The sequence below is a fragment of the Exiguobacterium sp. s5 genome (assembly GCF_018618075.1).
Taxonomy (GTDB): domain Bacteria; phylum Bacillota; class Bacilli; order Exiguobacteriales; family Exiguobacteriaceae; genus Exiguobacterium; species Exiguobacterium mexicanum_A.
In genome coordinates, this window is record NZ_JACSLK010000002.1 from 289,160 (window position 1) to 309,197 (window position 20,038).

The 20,038-nt window shown below is 51.8% G+C and carries 23 protein-coding genes; 6 read left to right on the forward strand and 17 right to left on the reverse strand.

Annotation, left to right across the window (positions count from 1 at the left end; genetic code table 11):
* Positions 1-40: 40 nt before the first annotated feature.
* The 4 genes from KNP60_RS05570 to KNP60_RS05585 are packed head-to-tail and all read right to left on the reverse strand — an operon-like array spanning position 41 to position 1,888.
* A complete protein-coding gene (locus KNP60_RS05570) occupies positions 41-232 on the reverse strand; it encodes a hypothetical protein (RefSeq protein WP_034776975.1) in 192 nt (63 codons plus the stop codon).
* Positions 229-762: a hypothetical protein gene (locus tag KNP60_RS05575; RefSeq protein ID WP_214763841.1), complete on the reverse strand. Its 534-nt coding sequence runs from the start codon at positions 760-762 to the stop codon at positions 229-231. The genes KNP60_RS05570 and KNP60_RS05575 overlap by 4 nt, the downstream gene beginning before the upstream one ends.
* A complete protein-coding gene (locus KNP60_RS05580) occupies positions 759-1,343 on the reverse strand; it encodes a phosphatase PAP2 family protein (RefSeq protein WP_214752615.1) in 585 nt (194 codons plus the stop codon). Before KNP60_RS05580 ends, KNP60_RS05575 begins: the two co-directional genes overlap by 4 nt.
* On the reverse strand, positions 1,343-1,888 hold the full coding sequence (locus tag KNP60_RS05585; protein ID WP_034779805.1) for a phosphatidylglycerophosphatase A family protein: 546 nt from the start codon (positions 1,886-1,888) through the stop codon (positions 1,343-1,345). Before KNP60_RS05585 ends, KNP60_RS05580 begins: the two co-directional genes overlap by 1 nt.
* A 173-nt stretch (positions 1,889-2,061) precedes the next feature.
* On the opposite strand from KNP60_RS05585, the gene KNP60_RS05590 reads away from it, so the two are divergent.
* Positions 2,062-2,571, forward strand: coding sequence for a YjcG family protein (locus KNP60_RS05590; protein WP_034776969.1), 510 nt, complete (start codon positions 2,062-2,064; stop codon positions 2,569-2,571).
* Positions 2,572-2,573: 2 nt separating this feature from the next.
* Here the strand turns inward: KNP60_RS05590 and KNP60_RS05595 are convergent, their stop codons facing one another.
* Together KNP60_RS05595 and fabI are read right to left on the reverse strand one after the other, a co-directional pair.
* Positions 2,574-2,762: a hypothetical protein gene (locus KNP60_RS05595; RefSeq protein WP_021066964.1), complete on the reverse strand. Its 189-nt coding sequence runs from the start codon at positions 2,760-2,762 to the stop codon at positions 2,574-2,576.
* An 85-nt stretch (positions 2,763-2,847) separates the two neighbouring features.
* Complete coding sequence (fabI, locus tag KNP60_RS05600) at positions 2,848-3,621, reverse strand: enoyl-ACP reductase FabI (RefSeq protein WP_131433674.1); 774 nt, start codon at positions 3,619-3,621, stop codon at positions 2,848-2,850.
* A 149-nt stretch (positions 3,622-3,770) separates the two neighbouring features.
* On the opposite strand from fabI, the gene KNP60_RS05605 reads away from it, so the two are divergent.
* Entirely contained in the window at positions 3,771-4,937 is a 1,167-nt protein-coding gene (locus KNP60_RS05605; protein WP_034776964.1) for an FtsW/RodA/SpoVE family cell cycle protein, read from the forward strand.
* Positions 4,938-4,977: 40 nt separating this feature from the next.
* Here the strand turns inward: KNP60_RS05605 and KNP60_RS05610 are convergent, their stop codons facing one another.
* From KNP60_RS05610 to yjbM, 3 genes are read right to left on the reverse strand one after another with little or no spacing between them, the layout of a single operon-like run.
* Complete coding sequence (locus KNP60_RS05610; protein WP_214797066.1) at positions 4,978-5,844, reverse strand: RluA family pseudouridine synthase; 867 nt, start codon at positions 5,842-5,844, stop codon at positions 4,978-4,980.
* A gap of 3 nt (positions 5,845-5,847) precedes the next feature.
* A complete protein-coding gene (locus tag KNP60_RS05615) occupies positions 5,848-6,645 on the reverse strand; it encodes an NAD kinase (protein WP_034776962.1) in 798 nt (265 codons plus the stop codon).
* 11 nt (positions 6,646-6,656) lie between these two features.
* Positions 6,657-7,301 (reverse strand): GTP diphosphokinase, encoded by a 645-nt coding sequence (yjbM, locus tag KNP60_RS05620; protein ID WP_034776960.1) that lies wholly within the window; start codon positions 7,299-7,301, stop codon positions 6,657-6,659.
* Between the two features lie 107 nt (positions 7,302-7,408).
* Here yjbM and KNP60_RS05625 point away from each other — a divergent pair, with 107 nt between their 5' ends.
* Both KNP60_RS05625 and KNP60_RS05630 read left to right on the forward strand, forming a co-directional pair.
* The gene (locus KNP60_RS05625; protein WP_200881479.1) at positions 7,409-7,990 is read left to right on the forward strand and encodes a CYTH domain-containing protein; all 582 of its coding nucleotides are present in this window, start codon (positions 7,409-7,411) and stop codon (positions 7,988-7,990) included.
* Positions 7,991-8,075: 85 nt separating this feature from the next.
* Positions 8,076-8,849, forward strand: coding sequence for a DsbA family protein (locus KNP60_RS05630; RefSeq protein ID WP_214797067.1), 774 nt, complete (start codon positions 8,076-8,078; stop codon positions 8,847-8,849).
* 221 nt (positions 8,850-9,070) lie between these two features.
* Here the strand turns inward: KNP60_RS05630 and pepF are convergent, their stop codons facing one another.
* Genes pepF through cls form a run of 3 tightly spaced genes read right to left on the reverse strand, consistent with a single transcriptional unit; the run spans position 9,071 to position 13,476 of the window.
* A complete protein-coding gene (gene pepF, locus KNP60_RS05635; protein ID WP_214797068.1) occupies positions 9,071-10,873 on the reverse strand; it encodes an oligoendopeptidase F in 1,803 nt (600 codons plus the stop codon).
* A 17-nt stretch (positions 10,874-10,890) separates the two neighbouring features.
* Positions 10,891-11,952: a competence protein CoiA gene (locus KNP60_RS05640; protein ID WP_214797069.1), complete on the reverse strand. Its 1,062-nt coding sequence runs from the start codon at positions 11,950-11,952 to the stop codon at positions 10,891-10,893.
* A gap of 12 nt (positions 11,953-11,964) precedes the next feature.
* Positions 11,965-13,476: a cardiolipin synthase gene (gene cls, locus KNP60_RS05645; RefSeq protein ID WP_034776952.1), complete on the reverse strand. Its 1,512-nt coding sequence runs from the start codon at positions 13,474-13,476 to the stop codon at positions 11,965-11,967.
* Positions 13,477-13,557: 81 nt separating this feature from the next.
* Here cls and KNP60_RS05650 point away from each other — a divergent pair, with 81 nt between their 5' ends.
* A complete protein-coding gene (locus KNP60_RS05650) occupies positions 13,558-14,280 on the forward strand; it encodes an SDR family NAD(P)-dependent oxidoreductase (protein ID WP_034776950.1) in 723 nt (240 codons plus the stop codon).
* A gap of 43 nt (positions 14,281-14,323) precedes the next feature.
* Here KNP60_RS05650 and KNP60_RS05655 read toward each other — a convergent pair whose 3' ends face one another.
* From KNP60_RS05655 to spxA, 3 genes are all read right to left on the reverse strand, one after another.
* Positions 14,324-15,556 (reverse strand): DUF2254 domain-containing protein, encoded by a 1,233-nt coding sequence (locus KNP60_RS05655; RefSeq protein ID WP_034776948.1) that lies wholly within the window; start codon positions 15,554-15,556, stop codon positions 14,324-14,326.
* 68 nt (positions 15,557-15,624) lie between these two features.
* On the reverse strand, positions 15,625-16,281 hold the full coding sequence (gene mecA / locus KNP60_RS05660; RefSeq protein ID WP_034776946.1) for an adaptor protein MecA: 657 nt from the start codon (positions 16,279-16,281) through the stop codon (positions 15,625-15,627).
* Between the two features lie 180 nt (positions 16,282-16,461).
* Positions 16,462-16,860, reverse strand: coding sequence for a transcriptional regulator SpxA (spxA, locus tag KNP60_RS05665; protein WP_015881217.1), 399 nt, complete (start codon positions 16,858-16,860; stop codon positions 16,462-16,464).
* 544 nt (positions 16,861-17,404) lie between these two features.
* On the opposite strand from spxA, the gene KNP60_RS05670 reads away from it, so the two are divergent.
* The gene (locus KNP60_RS05670) at positions 17,405-17,935 is read left to right on the forward strand and encodes an HD domain-containing protein (RefSeq protein WP_034776944.1); all 531 of its coding nucleotides are present in this window, start codon (positions 17,405-17,407) and stop codon (positions 17,933-17,935) included.
* Positions 17,936-18,007: 72 nt separating this feature from the next.
* Here KNP60_RS05670 and KNP60_RS05675 read toward each other — a convergent pair whose 3' ends face one another.
* Both KNP60_RS05675 and KNP60_RS05680 read right to left on the reverse strand, forming a co-directional pair.
* Positions 18,008-18,958 carry an ABC transporter ATP-binding protein gene (locus KNP60_RS05675; protein ID WP_034776942.1) on the reverse strand — a complete coding sequence of 317 codons (951 nt, stop codon included), beginning with the start codon at positions 18,956-18,958 and terminating at the stop codon, positions 18,008-18,010.
* The gene (locus tag KNP60_RS05680; RefSeq protein ID WP_034776940.1) at positions 18,958-20,031 is read right to left on the reverse strand and encodes an ABC transporter ATP-binding protein; all 1,074 of its coding nucleotides are present in this window, start codon (positions 20,029-20,031) and stop codon (positions 18,958-18,960) included. The genes KNP60_RS05675 and KNP60_RS05680 overlap by 1 nt, the downstream gene beginning before the upstream one ends.
* Positions 20,032-20,038 lie beyond the last annotated feature (7 nt).

Genomic DNA, 20,038 nt, shown 5'->3' on the forward strand with positions numbered 1-20,038 from the left:
GACCTCATTTGTCCTTTGCCCCTCCTTTATCCGTAGCCGCTTATTCTGTCGAACCGGCTTCGTTCTTCCGATAAATTGTGACGCCCCCGTGTTTCGCTTCCCCGACGACTTCAAACATCCAGCCCTTGTCAATCAACAGCGAGCGGACCGTCAAAAAATCGTCTTTTGGCACGAGTAACTCTTCGACCGAACCGTCGAGTAGTGCTTGGATCTTTTGTTCCCACTCGTTCATCGTACGTCACCTCTCTCCGCTTGTTGTCGGTTCGCCCAAGCGAACAGCCGTTCACTTGTCTGCATCACATTTCCCGGTACGCATACGTCATCTGGCACGCGGGGATGCGACGTGATCGCCTCATCGATGGCGAGTATGACCGGTTCACCAAGTTCCCGTTCAAGGTAATCCGCTGCGAACGCGATCCGCTCTCGGTCTGTCGTGACACCTGCGTCGCGCAGGGCGCCTTCATAGGCCTCATCCCGCTCATTGTCCTTCATCAATACATGTCCCGATTCAAGGATGGCGAACGGAGGCTTGGCATCGACATGAAACACCTCGTAGGCTCGATAAGCCGCTTCATCACATGACAAGAGCGGCACGAAGCGGTGTTGCCCTGTCCATTTCTTCAGTTGGAACAATGTCCGCATCGCGGTGAACGATTTGGCTCCGGACGCATCCTTTTCGACCAGGATCGTCGGCGCTTCCGCCGCATCAGCCCGGTCGCGGTCCATAAACAACCATGTTTCGACTTGTGTTACAAGAATCAAATTTGTTTCCTCCTTACCATTTCTGATCCCGCCACGATGACAAGGGCGACGAGCCAGCCCCCGATGACGTCACTAAAATAATGGACGTTCAAGATGACCCGGCTGAACGAGACGGCCAACGTCAGTGTGACGAGCAGAATCAAGCCGGCGACGGTCTCATTCCGTCGATACACCAATACGGCGAGCAGTCCATACAACGCGAGTGACCCTGAGGCATGACCGCTTGGGAAACTGTACGTCGTCGCGTCGAGCGCCGCATCAATCGACGGCCGGTCGATACCATAGATGAGTTTCAGCCCTTGCGTCACAAGTAGCGTCGTAATGACGACAATCGGTAAACGAAACGCCTCGAACCGGTCGCCCCGCCACAAAAAATAAAGCATGCCGATAAACGACAGGCCGATCAATACCTTCACGCTGCCGAGCTCGGTCACATAGACGAACAGCGGACCGGCGAGCGGGTCAAGCGTAGACGTGACGAACCGATCAACCGGCACCACCCAACCTAAAACAACGACCACCGAGAAGAGCACGAAACTGATCGCCCCGGTGATCGCCAACATGTTTGAGCGCGGTGTCATTAATACAAGCCTTTCCGTTCCCGCATCTCGTCTTCGCCAAAGTCGGTCATATCGCGCAAGCGGTGCGCCAAGCGTCCCGATGCGTTCGCCGCGATCGCGCCGACGAGGTCGTCCATAAACGTATGGACTTGACCATCTTCCATTTTCGTGTCGAGCTGTTTGATGATGCCGATTTTCGCTTTGTCTAAGTATCCGAACGTCGTGACGGCGATGGAACCATATGTGTTGACGGCCCCGATGGCAATCGTCTCATCGACACCGAACAAGCCCTCGTCCGATGCCACGATTGACAACAGTGGCTCGGACAACTGTCCGCGTTCGGCGAGAATATCAAGTTCTGATCCGACGAGAATCGCATGTTGGAGCTCTCGTTTATCTAACACGGCCTCGACCGATTCCGTGCAGTCTTTCAATGACAAGTGTGGCGAATACGGCGCCTGCATTTGATAGACGATCTCGGCGATCGATTCAATCGATACGCCCCGTTCAATCAAGCGAGCCCGTGCGGCCTCGCGTACGTCTCGTGAGTGTGGTACATGTTTCATCATCTAGGCGGGAACACTCCCGCTACACATCCTTTCATCTCGAGAAGGTTTCTCCCGAAGTACTCAACCTCTATTATACTGAAAACTCGAAAAAAAGACTAAGCCCGCTTTGACTTCATTCAATAAATCGGTCATCATAAAAAAGTAGACCACTTTATAAAGGGGGAACTGGAATGAAGATTGGGGTAGTCTTATTTCCATCAAAACAAGTTCAAGATTTCGCCAACTCGTATCGGAAGCGGTACGATACGAAGTACGCCTTGATTTCACCACACGTGACAATCAAGGAACGCACGGAGATTGACGAAGCCGATTTACCGAAAGTGCTCGAGTATTTGCAACAAGTCGCGGACTCGACCAAACCGATCCAATTAAAAATCGATGGGGTCCGCTCGTTCGCACCGACGAACAACGTCCTCTACTTAAAAGTGTTGCCGACGCGCGAACTGTCAGCGCTCCAAGACAAGCTCCACGAGGGGCTTCTCAACCAGCCTCCCAAATACGAGTTTCTCCCGCACATCACCATCGGGCAAGATTTGACCGATGCCGAACTGTTCGACGTGCTCGAACGGATGCGCATGGAGCAAGTTCATTTCGAGGAAACGGTCAACCGTATGGCCGTCATGTATGAGCTCGAAAACGAAACATGGAACGTCTATGAGACGTTCCGGTTCCGCGGATAAGATTACACGCTCCGGTCGACAAATCGACCGGGGCTGTTTTGTTGTTCGGCTTCTAGCCATTCTTCTTGGCGCGGCCGGATTCGTTGGACACGCTGAATCCGCGTGACCGGCTCGATATTCGCCCGTTCTGTCGGTTGAACTTGGCGATTTCCATATTGGACGACCGTGAAATCAATCTGATAAGGACCCATGATCCAACCTCCTTCACAGGTCCTTACCCGAAATCAGGTCGGAATAATACAAAAAAGAGCGCATCGCTGCGCCCTTCCCCTATATTTACAAAATATGATAACCGCTGTCGACGTGGATGACTTCTCCTGTCACACCGCTGCCCATGCTCGATAACAAGAACAAGCCCGTCGAGGCCACTTCTTCTGCCGAGACGTTGCGACGCAGTGGCGCCTTCTGTTCAAGCTCAGACAAAATGCTGTTAAAGTCGCCGACTCCTTTGGCCGATAACGTGCGAATCGGTCCTGCCGAGATCGCGTTAACGCGGACGCCGTGAGGTCCGTACTCGTTCGCCAAGTATTTGACGCTCGAGTCGAGGGCTGCTTTCGCGACACCCATCAAGTTGTAGTTCGGGACGACGCGCTCACCGCCGAGGTACGTGAGTGTGATGACCGAAGCGTCTTCTGCGAAATACGGCTTGGCCGCTTTGACGACTGCCGTCAAACTGTACGCCGAAATGTCGAGCGCTTGCGCGAACTGCCCGCGCGTCATTTCCGAGAATTCGCCGCGTAGTGCTTCTTTGTCAGCGAATGCGATTGAATGGGCGATCCCTTGAATCGGCCCTGCTTGTTCGTGAATCGTACGGAACGTCGTATCGATCGCTTCGTCGTTCGTGACGTCGCATTCTAAAAGTAGTGCCTCTCCGTTCAAATCGGCCGCAAGCGACTCAAGACCTGATTTGAAGCGTTCGGCCGCATACGTAAGGACGAGCTTCGCACCTGCCGCGTCGAGCGTCTTCGCGATCGCCCATGCGATCGAGCGTTTATTGGCAATTCCCATGACGACATACGTCTTATTCGTTAACGTTGGATAGATTGACATCGTAAACTCCCCTTTTTAGTACCTGGTTATAACATCTGTTATCAGATTACAGAATGGTGTCTGTTTTGTCAACTAGCGCGTAACGTATTGCGATTTTTTTAACTTACGGTAAGATAAAATACGTATAGAAAGGGTGAGACGACTTCATCATGAACCGCATTCAATCTTATTTAAGAAGTTTAGACACGACACTTTTGACAATCGTCTTTTTCTTGATGGTCATAAGCCTAGGCGCCATTTACACGGCACAACCGATGTTGCCGACACGATTACAACATATCAACTTCGCATTCGATCAAGGAATCCGTTACATCATCGGGTTCGTGGCCATGTTCGCCATCATGACGATCGAGTACGAACAGTTGCGAAAAATTCACTGGTATCTCTATTCCTTCGGGCTCTTGCTGCTAGTGGGCTTGATACCGCTCCGGGATACGACACTCGTTCCAAACATCAACGGGGCGTACGGCTGGTACAACGTGCCAGGTTTCAGTTTTCAACCGGCCGAATTCATGAAGTTGTTTTTGCTCATCTCCATGGCGACGATCGTCTACGACCATAATAAACGCTACGGCTCATCCCAACAGGACACGTGGCTGTTAATGAAGCTTGTCCTACTCGCCATTCCGCCGCTCGGACTGATTGTGACGCAACCGGATTTAGGGACCGGACTGGTTCTCATCACGATGCTCGGGGCCATCATCATCGTCTCCGGAATCGGCTGGAAATGGTTGCTCGGTCTGTTCAGCGCCGCTGCCGTGACGATCGGCGGTTTCATGTACTTGTTCTTCTCCCATTTCGAGGTGTTGCAAAGCTTTGTTCCGGGACACGCCTTGAATCGATTCCAAGCGTGGATTTATCCGTATGAGTATTCCGACGACTTGGCGTTCCAATTGATTAAATCGCTTCAGGCGATCGGGTCCGGTCAAATGTTCGGGGCCGGCTACGGTCAAGGTTTGGTCTATTTGCCGGAGTCGCAGACCGACTTCATTTTCGCCGTCATCGCTGAACATTATGGGTTCATCGGTGCGGCCATCGTGATAATCGTCTTCTTCCTGTTCTTATACCGGATGATTCATATCGCGCTTGAGGCAAGCAGTCCGTTCGGCAGTTACATCGTGACCGCAGTCATCGCCATGTTCACGTTCCAAATTTTCCAGAACATCGGCATGACGATCGGTGTCCTTCCAATCACCGGTCTGACGTTACCGTTCATCAGTTACGGCGGGACCGGGATCATCATGAACATGATTGCCATCGGCCTCGTCATGAACGTCGCGTCGAAATCAAAATCGTATATGTTCGACGACGATTGAAAAACAGTCCCGCGCTCAGCTGAGTGCGGGACTGTTTGTATTATGCTTCAAGTCGAAAATCATGCGGGTATGTCGCCTCAATGACGAGTCTCTCGCCCGTCATCGGGTGGCAAAACGTCGCCGAGGCGCTGTGGAGCGCGTGACGGTCGAGTACGGTCTTACCACCGTACATCGTATCCCCGAGGAGCGGATGCCCGATATGGCGCAGATGGACGCGGATTTGATGCGTCCGTCCGGTCTCGAGGGCGATCGTCAGCGCTGTATATGCCTCGTGTGGCTCTACTTCGAGAATATGGGTCACGGCGTGCTGTCCGTCTGCCGTCACGATTCGTTCCATGATTGAATCCGGGGCACGGCCGATGGGAGCGTCAATCGTCTGTGGGAAAACCGGTCCTTCGACGAGAGCGAGATACGTCCGTGACAAGCCCCCGGTCTGTTGCAATTCACTGAACCGATGGTGCACGTACGCATATTTTGCGAACAAGACGACGCCGCTCGTGTCACGATCGAGTCGATTGATGACGTGAATCGCCGACTGCAATCCGATTCGCTCGTAATATCCGAGCACCGCATTGGCAAGCGTGTCGTCGGGATGAAGCCGGGACGGGATCGTCGCGATCCCAGCCGGTTTATCGACGGCGAGCAAATAGTCGTCCTCAAACAGGATCGTGAGCGGGCGTGACGAGCGGACCATCATCTCCGCCGGCTGTTCGACCGGGAAATGGACCGTCACATCATCTCCTTCGCTGATGTCATAACGTACCGTCCGCGGCTCTCCGTTGACGAGGATGAGCCCCCCTTGTTTGATTTGGGTCAACATCTTGCGCGAGATGCCGCAGTCTGTCATTAAAAAATCGCGCAGCGGGACGTTCGTCCCCGCGACGCGATGCAATGTGAATCCGTACATCGGTTACTTCCCTTCCTCAATGAACGATTCCCGGACCCGTCGCCAAAATGGGAACGGGCGGAACCGGGCAAATGTCACTTTTTCTTTCGCGACCGCACAGCGAATCGAGCGCACGTTCGACCACGACAATGCTTCTTGGTGATCGAACGCGAGTTCGAATTCTGTTTTCGTGTGCGGCTCGATCTTCACTTGATGATGCTTCGGCAACAAGAGCGGTGAACCGATCGTCCGGTACACCAAGTTATTGATTGACGCCATCTCCGTCACTTGGATTGCTTCAATCGACGGATGGACGATGGCACCCCCGAGTGCTTTGTTATAGGCCGTCGACCCGGATGGTGTCGAAATGCATAACCCGTCACCGCGGAACGTCTCGAAATAATCGTCGCGAATCGACAAGTCACAGACGAGCGTACGTTTATAGTTTTTAATCGTACACTCATTCATGGCGAGTTGTCGTTCGGTCGTCCCGTCCTCGTAATCGATGAGCACCTCGACGAGCGGATAAGACACCGGTTCGAACGATTCGCTCGTGATCATTTCCGTCAACTCGTCGAGCTCGTCTGGTTGCCAGTCGGCGTAAAAACCGAGATGGCCCGTATGAATCCCGACGAGCAGCGTATCATCGAGCCGGTCGATATATTCGTGGAACGCTTGGAGCATCGTCCCATCCCCACCGACCGAGACGACGATCCGCGGCTCTTTCGAGACCGAATGCCCCGCTTCGGTCAATTTATTCGTCAACTCGCGCGCAATATCGGCCGAACGCGCGTCTCCCCGTGCTACAATCGCAAACTGCATGCCTTGGCCCCCTAGTCTTGGTCCGTTTGGACGTTCATTTCTTTATCCCGGAACACTTGCTGTGCATCTTGAATCTCGACGCGGAGCTGACTCATCTCGGCATCGAGCAAAAATGCCGCTTCAGCCGCCCGGCGCAGGCGCTCCTGCACCTCGACCGGCATATCCCCGTCGTATTTATAGTTGAGCGAGTGTTCGATCGTTGCCCAAAAGTTCATCGCAAGCGTCCGCACTTGGACTTCGACAAGCGTCGGGAACTCGCCATGAATCGTTTGAACCGGGTATTCGAGAATCAAATGGTAAGAGCGGTAGCCCGATTCCTTTTGGTTCGTGATATAGTTACGTTCCTCGACGATTTTAAAGTCGGTCCGGTGATGAAGCAGTTCAAGGACGTGGACGATATCGTCCACGAATTGGCACATGATGCGGAGTCCGGCGATGTCTTGCATCTCCGTCGACAACTTGTCGTAAGGAATTTGCTTTCGCTTCGCCTTCTCGAGAATGCTACCGACCGGTTTGACCCGTCCCGTGACAAACTCGATCGGTGAGTGGTCGTTTTGAGATTTATATTGTTTCCGAATCGCCTTGAATTTAACTTTCAGTTCATCGACCGCGATTTGATACGGCACTAAAAATTGATCCCAATCCATTGATTGCATATGCTGTCACCACTTTCGTTCATTTCGGAAAACCCTGCTTTTTCCGTATGTATCCGATTGTATGGTATCATAAACGAACAATTGTTCATAGAATGGAGCGATGATTTATGACCCAAGAAGTGGAAATTGAATTCAAATCGATGTTGACGAAAGACGAGTATGAGACCTTGCTCACCGCCTACGATTTAACGGACAAAGTGAAATGGCAAGCGAATGACTATTTCGATACACCGACGTTCGAACTGAAGAAGCACGGCGCCGCCCTACGAATTCGCGAGAAAAAACATGGCCAAGTGTTGACACTCAAACAACCGCATGACGTTGGACTGCTCGAGACGCATGCCCCAATCAATGAGGCAGAGGCCGAAAACTTGTTCAAATACGGCATCATCCATGACGACCAAATGAAAGAGGCGCTCGCCGCGTTCGACTTGTCCGGCCCGCTCGAACATCTCGGTCGCCTTGAGACGAAACGCGCGGAAATCGAGACGCCAGACGGTCTGCTCGTCCTCGACGAAAGTCATTATTTGGAGATTCACGACTATGAAATAGAATTTGAAGTGACCGATGAAGCGAAGGGCAAACTCGCGTTCGAACAGCTTCTTCATCGCCATGGCATTCCCCTCCGGCCCGCCAAAAATAAAATCGTTCGATTCATGGAAGAAAAGATGCGTCGAAACCAAGGTTGAGCAGATACGTTGCCAACCTTTTTTTTTCGTTGCTACAATGAGCATACGATATATTTGATTTTTGTTTACGAGAGGAGGCGACACAATGGAACTTGAACAATGTAATGAGTCATCCTGTTCATTGGAAGAATCTTCTATCCAAGTAACATATAAGCCATTAGAGTTATTCTATTTCATGGACATCTCAGATCCAGACGGGCTTCACGTGATGACACTCATTAAAAAACTCGAACTTGAATACGGGCACTTGATTCGTTTCCGTATGGTTTCGACGGTTCCTAGTTGTGTTGGCGGATGTCAAGAAGAGGTTCGCCTTCTCACGATGATCAAGGCTATGGAGTTACAAGGGAAACGTCATGCGATGCGCTTCATGCGCCATCTGCATATTAACGATATCTTTTTGAAGGATGGCTCTAGCGACAACGACTTATGGGAAATTGCCCGCTCGTTCGTCAGTTATGGACTCGACATCGATGAGTTGGCTGCCGATATCCAATCCAATCAACTGCTGAGCGCACTGGCGGTCGATCATGAGATCTTGAAAGACTGGGAAATCGAATCGCTTCCCGCCTTGACGTTCGTCACGCGTGACGAGGCGCTCAAAATCGAAGGACTCTATCCGTATGACGTCTATCAGGCTGTCATGGCCGAACTGCTCGGCTATGTACCGACCCGTGAGACCGATTGGAACGTCGAGAAAGTGTTAGGACACTATGACGCCTCGACGATTACCGAGCTCGCTTTCATTTTAGAGCTCGACAAGCCTGTCATCGAAAGAGAATTAAAAAAACTGTCGCTCCAACAACGTTGCCGGCCTGTCCCGGGCTGCAGCGGCGAAGCTTGGGCGACGAATAAATGACACAACAAAACCCACGGCCGGGGAGCCGTGGGTTTTTTCGATGTTTCCCGCGGGGACGGAAAACATCGTACCCGAGTATCTATACAGATCACAGGTTGGGAGAAAGTTTACGGTCAATAAAGGGGTTTGTGATTGATTTCACACTTATAATATACCGAGACGAGCGCACCGTGACAAGCACTTTGTTCATATTGTCACATAATGTTCACGCCCCGCTTCTTTTATTGGAAAAGTAACGCTTCCATCTCGTCTAGCACGGCCTCGAACTGATCGAGCGCTGCGAGCACCGGTGCTTTCGTCGTCATATCGACTCCAGCCGCCTTCAATACTTCAATTGGATAATCGCTCGACCCGGCCTTCAAGAACTTGTCGATGTAACGACGGACGGCCGGTTCCCCTTCGTCCATGATCTGTTGCGACAATGCGGCTGACGCCGAGATGCCCGTCGCATACTGATAGACGTAGTAGTTGTAATAGAAGTGCGGGATCCGTGCCCATTCGAAGGCGATTTCCCCATCGATGACGAGCTCGTCTCCGAAATATCGCTTGTTGAGCTCGAGGTACGTCTCATTCAAGTACTCAGGTGTGAGCGAGACGCCATCTTGGGCCGCTTTATGGATCATATGCTCGAACTCGGCGAACATCGTCTGACGGAACAACGTGCCACGGAACGTCTCGAGCTGATTGTTCAAGAGATAGAGCCGCTCTTGGCGGTCTGTGCGCGTCTTTAATAAATAGTCGTTCAAGAGCGCCTCGTTCGTCGTCGATGCCACTTCGGCCACGAAGATCGAGTAGTCCCCGTATGGATACGGCTGCGACGCCCGCGTGTAATGGCTATGGACCGAATGACCGAACTCATGGGCGAGCGTGAACAAGTTGTTGACGTTGTCTTGCCAGTTCATCAAGATGAACGGTTGCGTGTCGTACGCGCCTGAAGAGTAAGCACCGCTCCGTTTGCCACGCGTCTCACGGACGTCGACCCAGCGTGAATCGAGACCGTCCTTGACGATTTGGACGTACTCGTCACCGAGTGGTGCGAGTCCCTCGACCATCAAGTCTTTCGCTTCGTCATATGGGATTTTCATGTCCACGTCTTTCACGAGCGGTGTATACAAGTCATACATATGCAGCTCGTCCACACCGAGTGCCCGTTTCCGGAGCGCGACGTAACGATGCAACAAGTCGAGGCGCTCGTTCACCGCTTCGACGAGACCGTCGTATACCGCTTCCGGGATGGCGTTATGATGGAGCGCCGCTTGACGGGCACTCTCGAACTTACGGACCGTCGCATAGAAGTTATCCTTCTTCACGCTGCCTGACAACGTCGAGGCGAACGTGTTCAAATATTGCTCGTACGTGCCGTACATCGCCTTGAACGCCCCTTCGCGGACGCTACGGTCGCTCGACTCGAGGAATGTGATGTAACGGCCATGCGTCAATTCGACGTCTTCACCTTTCTCGTTCTTCACTTTCGGGAATTTCAAATCGGCGTTGTTGAGCATGCCGAACGTCGAACTCGACTGGCCGAGCACGTCACCGGCTTGAGCGAGAATCGCCTCTTCGGCTTCCGTCAACACGTGCGGACGCTCTTGCGCCAACTCGTCGAACGCATGGCGATAGACGTTGAGCGATTCGTGTTCCGCCATGAACGCCTCGATTTGACTCTCATCGATGGCGAGCAGTTCCGGCGTCATGAATGCGAGCTGAGCCGAAATTTGGGCCGCGAGCGAGCCCGCCCGGTCGTTCAACGCTTGATAATGACTGTTCGACGTATCTTCGTCATAACGCATATGGGCGTATGTATACAGTTTATGCAATTGACGCGAGATGTCGTCGCGAAGTTGCAGGCCTTCAAACAAAGTAGAGGCTGATTCCCCGAGTTTACCTTTAAACTCGACCAAGACCGGCACGTTTGCTTTCAATGCCTCAAAATCGTGTTCCCACGCCTGATCGTCCGCATAAATCGTCTCCAAGTTCCACGTCTCCTCGACGGGTACTTGTTTTCGTGTGAGTACTTCTGACATATGTCCACTTCCTTTTCCTAGTTTGTATACGATTTCGCCATGAATCGCTGAAACCCTTGAAATAATCGAAGATCGTGGAGAAGGGCCGTCTCTAGCGTCTTTGGGACGTGCCAATCCCGCACCGACTCCGTCATATCAAACACGTTCAAGAGTTGTCTCCATTGTACTTCAAACGCTTGGAGAAAGTCGCTTGTCGGGGTCACGTCAAACTGGCGGCACGTCTTTTCGATACTCCATGCGACGGAGTCGTCGGGACGCTCACGCCGATTCAAATAAAGCACCGTCTGAAACGTGAACGGATGGACGTGGATGCCCCAAAGCGAGGATAACGGCAAGTAACAGCAACTCGGCATAAGAGACGGTAGCATTCCGATCGGATACAACCGGTTCAAGACGAGCCGGCGGTACTGCGGTGTCGGATAGGGCGGGGTCATGCGGCGCCGCCGGACGAGTTGAACCCATTGCTGGGCGTCGAAACGATAATAACATTCGAACGGCGAACTCGAGAATGACGATACGGTCTGCCAATGACCAACGCCACGTCGAACCGATATCGGGAAGCCAATGAAACGATAAAGTGATTGCTTGCATGGGACAAGGAGGCCATGCCGTCTAAACAGTTCGTGACGCATCCAAGGCTGCAATGAAGGCCAAGCACTAGGTTCTAATCCGCTCGCCAGCCAGACGACATCGAGTCCGTTGTCGCGATAATGTCTCGTCCGCTCGACGTAAGACTCGATTGTGAGCGTCGACGCCTGAATTTCGATGACGAGCCTCGTATCGTCGCGTCGGGCCAGCAAATCGGCACGACGTGCGCCGATGACGACTTCTTGTTCGACGGCGTAACCTTGTGTCTGAAGCCACTGCCGAACACCCCATTTGTCTTCGTGGTGCCCCGTCGACTCGCCTCGTCCACACGGATGGACATGTGCGAAATGAAGCCGTCGCCTCACACCTTGCTTGACGATGACCCGTTCCCCGCATTCTGGACACACAAAAGGGGCAAACGGTTCGATCCGCCCCCGACTTAACGTAAGGGCATCGACATACCCCCCTGTCCGATCGATGGCAAACCGCATCCCGCTTCCCCCTCATAGTAGTGGTGAAAACATTCGGGCCAATGACTCGACGAGTTTGATGAAGTATGACCGTTCCGAGAACGCTTGCAACTCCAACTCGTGTGACCCTTCAAAGTCTTTATAGAGATCTTGCTTGAGTTGATGGACGGAATTCGTGTTGTATAAGAGCGCATTCACCTCGAAATTGAGGTGGAAGCTCCTGAAGTCCATGTTCGCCGTCCCGATTGTCGCCAGCCCATCGTCGACGACGATGACTTTCGAGTGCATGAACCCTTCTTCATACAGATAAATCTTCACACCGGCGCTGAGCAGCTCCTCGAAGTACGACCGGCTCGCATAAAACACGATCTTATGGTCCGGATAACTCGGGAGCACGATCCGGACATCGATTCCGGATAGCGAGGCGGTCTTGAGCGCGCTCATGATGTCCTCATCGGGAATCAAATACGGCGAAGAGATATAGACCGATTTTTTCGCGGCGTTGATCAGCGCGAAATAGATCGACTTCATCGTCTCATACGGTTCATCCGGTCCGCTCGCCACGATCTGTACACCCCCGCTCGCGCTGCGTACCGTCTCGAGCGGTTCGAGATAAAACGGAGTGAACAGGCGCTCGCCCGTCATATAGTACCAGTCCTGCAAGAAGATCAGTTGCAGTTCCGACACCCCTTCCCCTCTGACGTACAGATGCGTGTCACGCCAGAAGCCGAACTTCGAATGTTCGCCCAAATACTCGTCACCGACGTTCAACCCGCCGGTGAACGCCTCCGTGCCGTCGATGACGACAATCTTCCTGTGGTTCCGATAGTTCGTCTTGCTCGACACGAGCGGTAAGACGACGGGGAAGAAGGCTTGGACGTGGACGCCTGCTTGCCGCATCTCGTCGAAGAACGTCCCGCTCGTATGGATCGAGCCGACGGCATCGTACAAGAAGCGGACCTCGACCCCCGCCCTCGCCTTGTCGATCAAAATGCGTTGAATTTCCCGAGAAATACGATCTTCCCGGAAAATATAATATTCGAGATGGATGTGGCGGGTCGCCCCTTTCAAGGCGGGCAACAGTTTCGAAAACTTTTCTTGCCCGTTCGTCAGCACTTGCGTATACGTGTTCGATGAGACGGGTAATTGATTGAGTGACGACGTCAAATGGAGCAATTTCTCATAATCATCGTGGGAGAACATGAGTGACGGCGACAACGTCATCGCCTTCTGCCGATAGGCGAGGTACGTCTCTTCATCGAGCATCGCTTTCTCTTTGAACATCCGCTTCCGGCGATAGTTCTGACCGAACACGAAATAAGCGAACAGACCGACGACCGGGAAGCCGAGCATGACGATCGCCCAAATGAGCGTCCGTTGCGGATTGCGGTTCTCGAGCAAGATGACGAGCAAAATGCTGAACGTCGTCAAAAAGACGAGCACCGAGAACAAGCCGATCACTTGGGAGCTCCAGTAATATGATAATACGGCAATGAGACCTGCGAGCAAAATCAGGGATAAAAGGACTTGTATGCGTCGCAACATATTATAAACTGACCCCGTTTCTATCTTGTATTATCATAATTATACAACTTAACGCCATCTTTTGAGGGGAGCGAACGAAATATGGGCACATTTTTGATTACGGGAGCGACGAGCGGGATTGGACGGGCCGTTGCCCTCCGGTTAGCAGAGGAAGGACATGACGTCATCGGCATCGGCCGAGACGAGGCACGAGGCGAAGAAATCGAGGCGGCATCCGCTCGCGTCACGTTTATGGCATGCGATTTGTCCCAACCCGACGACATCGAGGCGATGATGGACGAACTCAAAGACCGGGCCATCACGTTAGACGGCCTATTCAATAACGCGGCGACGTTCGGGCGCCCCGGGACACCAGAACGGTTGCCTGCGTCCGCGTTCGATGACGTCTTTGAACTGAACGTGCTCGCGACAAATCGACTTATCCAACGCGCTATCCCGCTCCTCGCGAATGGAGCGAGCGTCGTCAACAACGCTGCCATCGTCGGCCACGTCAAATTCCCACCGATGCTCGGTCCATACGCCGCCTCCAAAGCGGCCGTCATCGCCTTGACGAAGACGTTCGCCCATCGAATGAAAGGCAAAATCCGCTTCAATGCGGTCTGTTTCGGTCCGGTCGACACCCCGCTCAGTCACAAGTTGTACGGCGGGGAAGCCAAGTTCCAAGAGGCGATGACCCATCATTTCCGGGGACATGCCGCTAAACCGGATGAAGTGGCGCCGGTCGTGACCTTCTTGTTGAGTGAGGCGTCGAGCTATATCAACGGCCAAGCCATTACGGTCGATGGGGGCTATACCCTCTCATGATGCACAGAAAGGAAGGTGTCTTCTCGGACCCCTTCCTTTCTCGTCAATCACGTATTTTCCGTGCTTTCGTCATCTGATTCGTCAAGAACGCTTTCTCTCGTGGATGCAACTCATCCAAGTCGAGCGCTTCCTCAAAGTAGTCGATAAAGTCCTCGAACGTTTCATCATGCGAGGCGTGTGCCTGAATCCGCGCGATTCGGATCGCCTCGAAGACGGATGCCATCACGAAAATGTCGTGACTCGCATACGTCTTCACAGGAGCGAACGCCTCGAACAATGTCGCTTCCATCGTTTTACGTTTGGCATGCCAATTGCTCTTGTCGTTGGAGAATAAAAAGTCGCCTGCCGGCAATCGGCTCAGTTCGCGTAAAATATCGCCGATGTAGTGAATCGCGTGAATCGCCGTATTCGGATCATTGATGCCCGGTGAGACACCTTTCAGCGCGATCTCACTCAACTTCTCGATGACGAACGCCGGGTCTTGAATCGATGAACGGATTTCACCGATTTGGAACACGTCGATATCGGGCGCTTCTTCTGCGAGCCAATAGCCGAGAATATCTCCTTCCGCTACAAAGTCCCCGACGGCCACGACCGATTCGAAGTCGACGTCACGGCTCTCCTGCTTCTCGCTCGAGAACAGTTGGACGTAGCCCGTTCGAGAGGCATAGACCGCCTGTCCTTCGAACGTGTGCACCGTTCGTTTCGGGACGATATACATGTCTTCCTCTTCGACCGCCCGTCTCTGGTTTTCAATGACGGATAGCGCTTCGCGGTGCAATGCCGATAAGAGGCGCTCCGCTTGAATCGAGACGCTGATCGTTTGAATGAATTTAACGAACGCCCAAATCGAGCTGACGACGAGCAGGACACTGATGCCTGAAGCGAGTACGACGTCTTCATCCGATGTCCGGATAAGGAACAAGTTCGTAATGCCGTACACCGTCGTCATGATGAACAGGCCGAGTGTATGCTTCGACGCCGAGTTCGTCAAAAAGTTATTGATCGTCCGAGGCGAGAACTGCGACGAATACGTCGTCAAGACGACGAGGATCGTCGAAAAGCTGAACGTCATCATCGTCATGAGGCTCGTGAACGACGAAGACAGGACAGAAGCTGCTGAATCCTTGTCTAAATAAATGATTTCCGGTAACAGCTCCCGAAAGAAGCTTCCAAAATATTGAGTCAGGAACGTTAATGTGATCCCTCCCACTCCGTATAAAAACGGGACGAACCAGGTGCTATCTTCCAACTTTAATTGAATCCGCTTGAGCATCACGACACCTCTTCATATGTATAAATTGGTAAAAAAATCGCCTGTCCACATGAACAGGCGATTAGGGTTTAGAAATAGTGACGGACTTTTGAGAAGACATCCCCGTCGAGAATGAGCTTGCCGTATTCTTCAAGCATCGCTAACGTCTGCGTGCTGAACGTCAAATACTCGGCTAAGAGACTTAATACGTTCTCTTCTTCTTCCGGTTCCATCTCGTCTGGGAAGTCAATCCACAAGTAATACCGATTGTCGTAATGGAATAACTTAAGGTTGACGTTGTTCAACGCCTCTCCTGCTCGTTTACTGAGCGAGATGATCGCCTCAAAGTCATCCGTTTCCATGGCGAGCGGAGCCCACGCCTCCGGCTCAGCTTCGATTTCATCAAGTTCACTCAATTGATCAAGCACCGATTGCTGATCGCGCGCCTCATCGATTGCCGAGCGCAGCAGTGACCCAAGCTCAGAATCGTCTTCAGAGTCAATCACATTTTTCGCGATCGTCACGGTCACTTCAAGTCCTTTTTCAAACGCTTGTACTTGTATCCATAGTGGACCATCAAACGAGATATCTTCTCGTTCGTGCGCTTCGTCCATCATCTGCCAGAACAGCTGCTCACCACGTTCTCGGTTATACCAGATTTCATCACGAGCGAAACCGCGTTTCTCGATATCGACATACGTAATGAAAAATTTGACGGTGTTGTCGTTGATGCGCTCAATTTTCACGATTGTCCACTCCCTTCTCACCTCACTCCTACTTCAACAATTAAGGAGGAGAGGGGAAATTGTCTTGTTATCATAGTACCCTTTTTTTAACGTGTCAATCTATTGATGATGGGGTTGTTACTATTATTTTATCGGAAAAACGGAATAATAAAAAGCACACTGCTTAGACAGTATGCTTCCTCACTCGTTGACGAGTCGTTGCGCTTCTTGAAGTTGGAACGTCCGGACCTTGCGCGGCAAGAATCGACGAATCTCATCTTCGTTGTACCCGACTTGAAGACGTTTTTCATCAATCAGAATCGGACGGCGGAGCAATCCTGGATATTCTTGAATCAAATCATATAGTTGTTGGAGTGAAAGCGCATCGACCGATACGTCGATTTTCGAGAAAACTTTAGATCGGGTCGAGATGATTTCATCTGTCCCATCTTCTGTCATACGTAGGATTTGTTTGATCTCATTGAGTGAGAGTGGTTCTGAAAATATGTTCCGTTCCGTGAATGGAATATCATGCTCCTCGAGCCATGCCCGTGCTTTTCGGCACGATGTGCAGCTCGGAGACGTGTACAATGTGACCATTTTCGTTCCTCCCTGATCAAGTGTTCGTTCATCTTTTTCAAGTGACTCTATTTGTATACCCAAAAATTCGTCCACTTAATTATAATAATTCTTATTTATTGAAACTTCAATGATAACTTTTCTCACTCGGGTAAGAAAAGAGGACGCATTCAGGAGAATGCGACCCTTGATCGACCGTTCTAGGACGCCGGCATTCGAGAAACCGGTTGTGATACCGTCTCTTTGCCAGGCTTCACTTGTAGGTCTTTCAATTTCTTCTTGAGGACTTCCTTCAGAAGTTTCTTTTTCTGTTGCAATACTTTGTCACGCTCTTTCATGGTCTCTCACCCCCAACGCCATAAGGACTCGACCCACCGACCGTTACTGAATCTGAAAATCTTGAACTTGCACTAATCTACAATTAAATTATAGCACATTCTTATGAAAATGGTTGAACAATCTCGAAGATTTTCATCATTTCACACGTTCCAAATTTGCTTTTCTTTTTCAATTCCCGTATAGTTAATAGAAATAACCTTTGAAATCACCAAGGAGGAGAGCGAATATGAGAATTACGCTAGAGACGATTATGCAACATCCGGTCACCCAAAAATATTTGACCCGTTCCGGTCTGAAACACGCCGTCGACGTGTGTGAACGCGCTCTCGAATTGGCGACGCGACGAGGGCTTGATACGGATTTAGCGACGAAAGCCGCTCTGCTCCATGACATCGGTCACTACGAATGGTACACCGAAGGCAAATGGAACTACGATTTATACCGTCAAAACGACATTCATGCCATTAAAGGGGCCGAACGCGCCCATAAGCTATTGATTCGTCTCGGGGAAGACCCGGCGCGCGCGAAAGAGATCTCGGTCATGATTTTGCTTCATACCGATTCCTATCTCCCGCCTAACCGGATTCAACGTACCCCACTCCAACAGCTCGTCCATGATGCGGATACGTACGTGGAACAACCTGGCGGACTGCATCACTATGAGACGATGGAAATCGAAGATGCCCTTGCCCGTGTCCGCCTGATTGACGCGGTCGTCGAACGGCTCTCGAACTTGCCACGCATCTCAAACGCCTGACACCGTCCTTGGATGGTGTTTTTCTTTGCGTTCAAAAAAGTCCCGAATCCGGTTGGATTCGGGACTTTCTAATTATACGAGTTGCGCTTTATACGCTTCGTATTCTTCGTCTGTCAATGAGACGTAATGGCCTGGCTCGACTTCACGGAGCGGTGGGATGCTTGAATCCTCATCCGAACGTCCGACGGCACCGAGTGACTTCGACTCATACACGATCCGCTTACGTGTGCGCTCATGCTCTGGATCCGGAAGCGGGATCGCCGAGAGAAGCGACTTCGTATAGGCGTGAATCGGGTTCTCATACAAACGCGCTGCTGGAGCGAGTTCGACGAGGTGACCTTGATACATGACACCGATCCGGTCTGAGATATACTTGACCATCGACAAATCGTGGGCGATGAACAAGTACGTCAAATCACGGTCGCGTTGCAATTCTTTCATCAAGTTGACGACCTGAGCTTGGATCGATACGTCGAGAGCCGAGATTGGCTCATCGGCGATGATGAAGTCTGGTTCAACCGCGAGAGCGCGGGCAATCCCGATCCGCTGACGTTGACCGCCCGAGAATTCGTGCGGGTAACGGCTCGCGTGCTCTTTCGTAAGACCGACCGTTTCGAGAAGGTCATAGACACGGTTCATCCGGTCTTCTTTCGTCTTGGCAAGGCCGTGGATATCAATGCCTTCAGCGATGATATCAGCGACCGTCATCCGCGGGTTGAGCGATGCGTAAGGATCTTGGAAGATCATTTGCATGGCCCGGTTGAATTTCAACTTCTCCGCTTTCGACTTCTTGCCATGAACGTTTTCGCCTTTGAAGACGACGTCACCGTCCGTCGCGTCATAAAGACCGATGATGGTACGACCTGTCGTCGATTTCCCACAACCTGACTCCCCTACGAGACCGAGTACTTCACCTTTGTAGATATCAAACGAGATGCCATCGACCGCTTTAACGACGCGGCCTCGGCCAATTTTAAAGTGCTGCTTCAGGTCTTTTACTTCGAGTAATTTCTCGCGTTCCATTATTCAGCACCACCTTTCAAAATCGATTTGGCGAACGCGCTGTCCGGACGATACTTGAGTGCAAGGTCACGGATTGCTTTCGGCGGGCTCACTTGCGGTGCTTGCGGGTGCAATAACCAACTTGCCGCATAGTGCGTGTCGCTAATTTGGAACATCGGTGGTTCTTTTTCAAAGTCGATCTTCATCGCATACGGGTTACGTGGTGCGAACGCATCGCCTTTTGGCGGGTCGAGCAAGTTCGGCGGCGTACCTGGGATGGCCGGAAGCGCCTCGTTCGGGTCATCAGATGGGCGCGGCATCGATCCGAGCAGTCCCCATGCGTATGGGTGACGCGGCTCGTAGAAGATCTCATCGACCGTTCCCTTCTCGACGATTTTACCAGCGTACATGACGGCAACACGGTCAGCCATGTTCGCGACGACACCGAGGTCGTGCGTGATGAAGATAATCGCTGTGCCGGTCTTTTGTTGGATGTCTTTCAAAAGCTCCAAAATCTGAGCTTGAATCGTTACATCGAGAGCTGTCGTCGGCTCATCGGCGATCAATACTTTAGGGTTACATGCGAGCGCGATCGCGATAACGATCCGTTGACGCATACCACCTGAGAGTTGGTGCGGATATTGCTTAAGACGTGCTTCTGGGTTTGGAATCCCGACGAGTGTGAGCAATTCAAGCGTACGCTTCTTCGCATCCTCACCCGTAAGACCTTGGTGTTGCTTCAATCCTTCAGCGATCTGTTTGAAGATCGTCATCGTCGGGTTGAGTGATGTCATTGGATCTTGGAAGATCATGGCGATATCACGGCCACGGATCTTCAACATTTCTTTTTCCGACAACTTCGCCAAGTCTTTACCTTCGAACAAGATTTCTCCATTCGTGATTTCACCTGGCGGGTTCGGGATCAGACGCATGATCGCTTTTGAAGTGACGGATTTACCAGAACCCGATTCACCAACGATGGCGAGCGTCTCGCCTTTTTTCAAATCAAACGATACGTTGCGAACAGCTTGTACCGTTCCAGCATACGTATGGAACGAGACCGCTAAGTCTCGGACAGATAAAATCGTTTCCATTCACGAG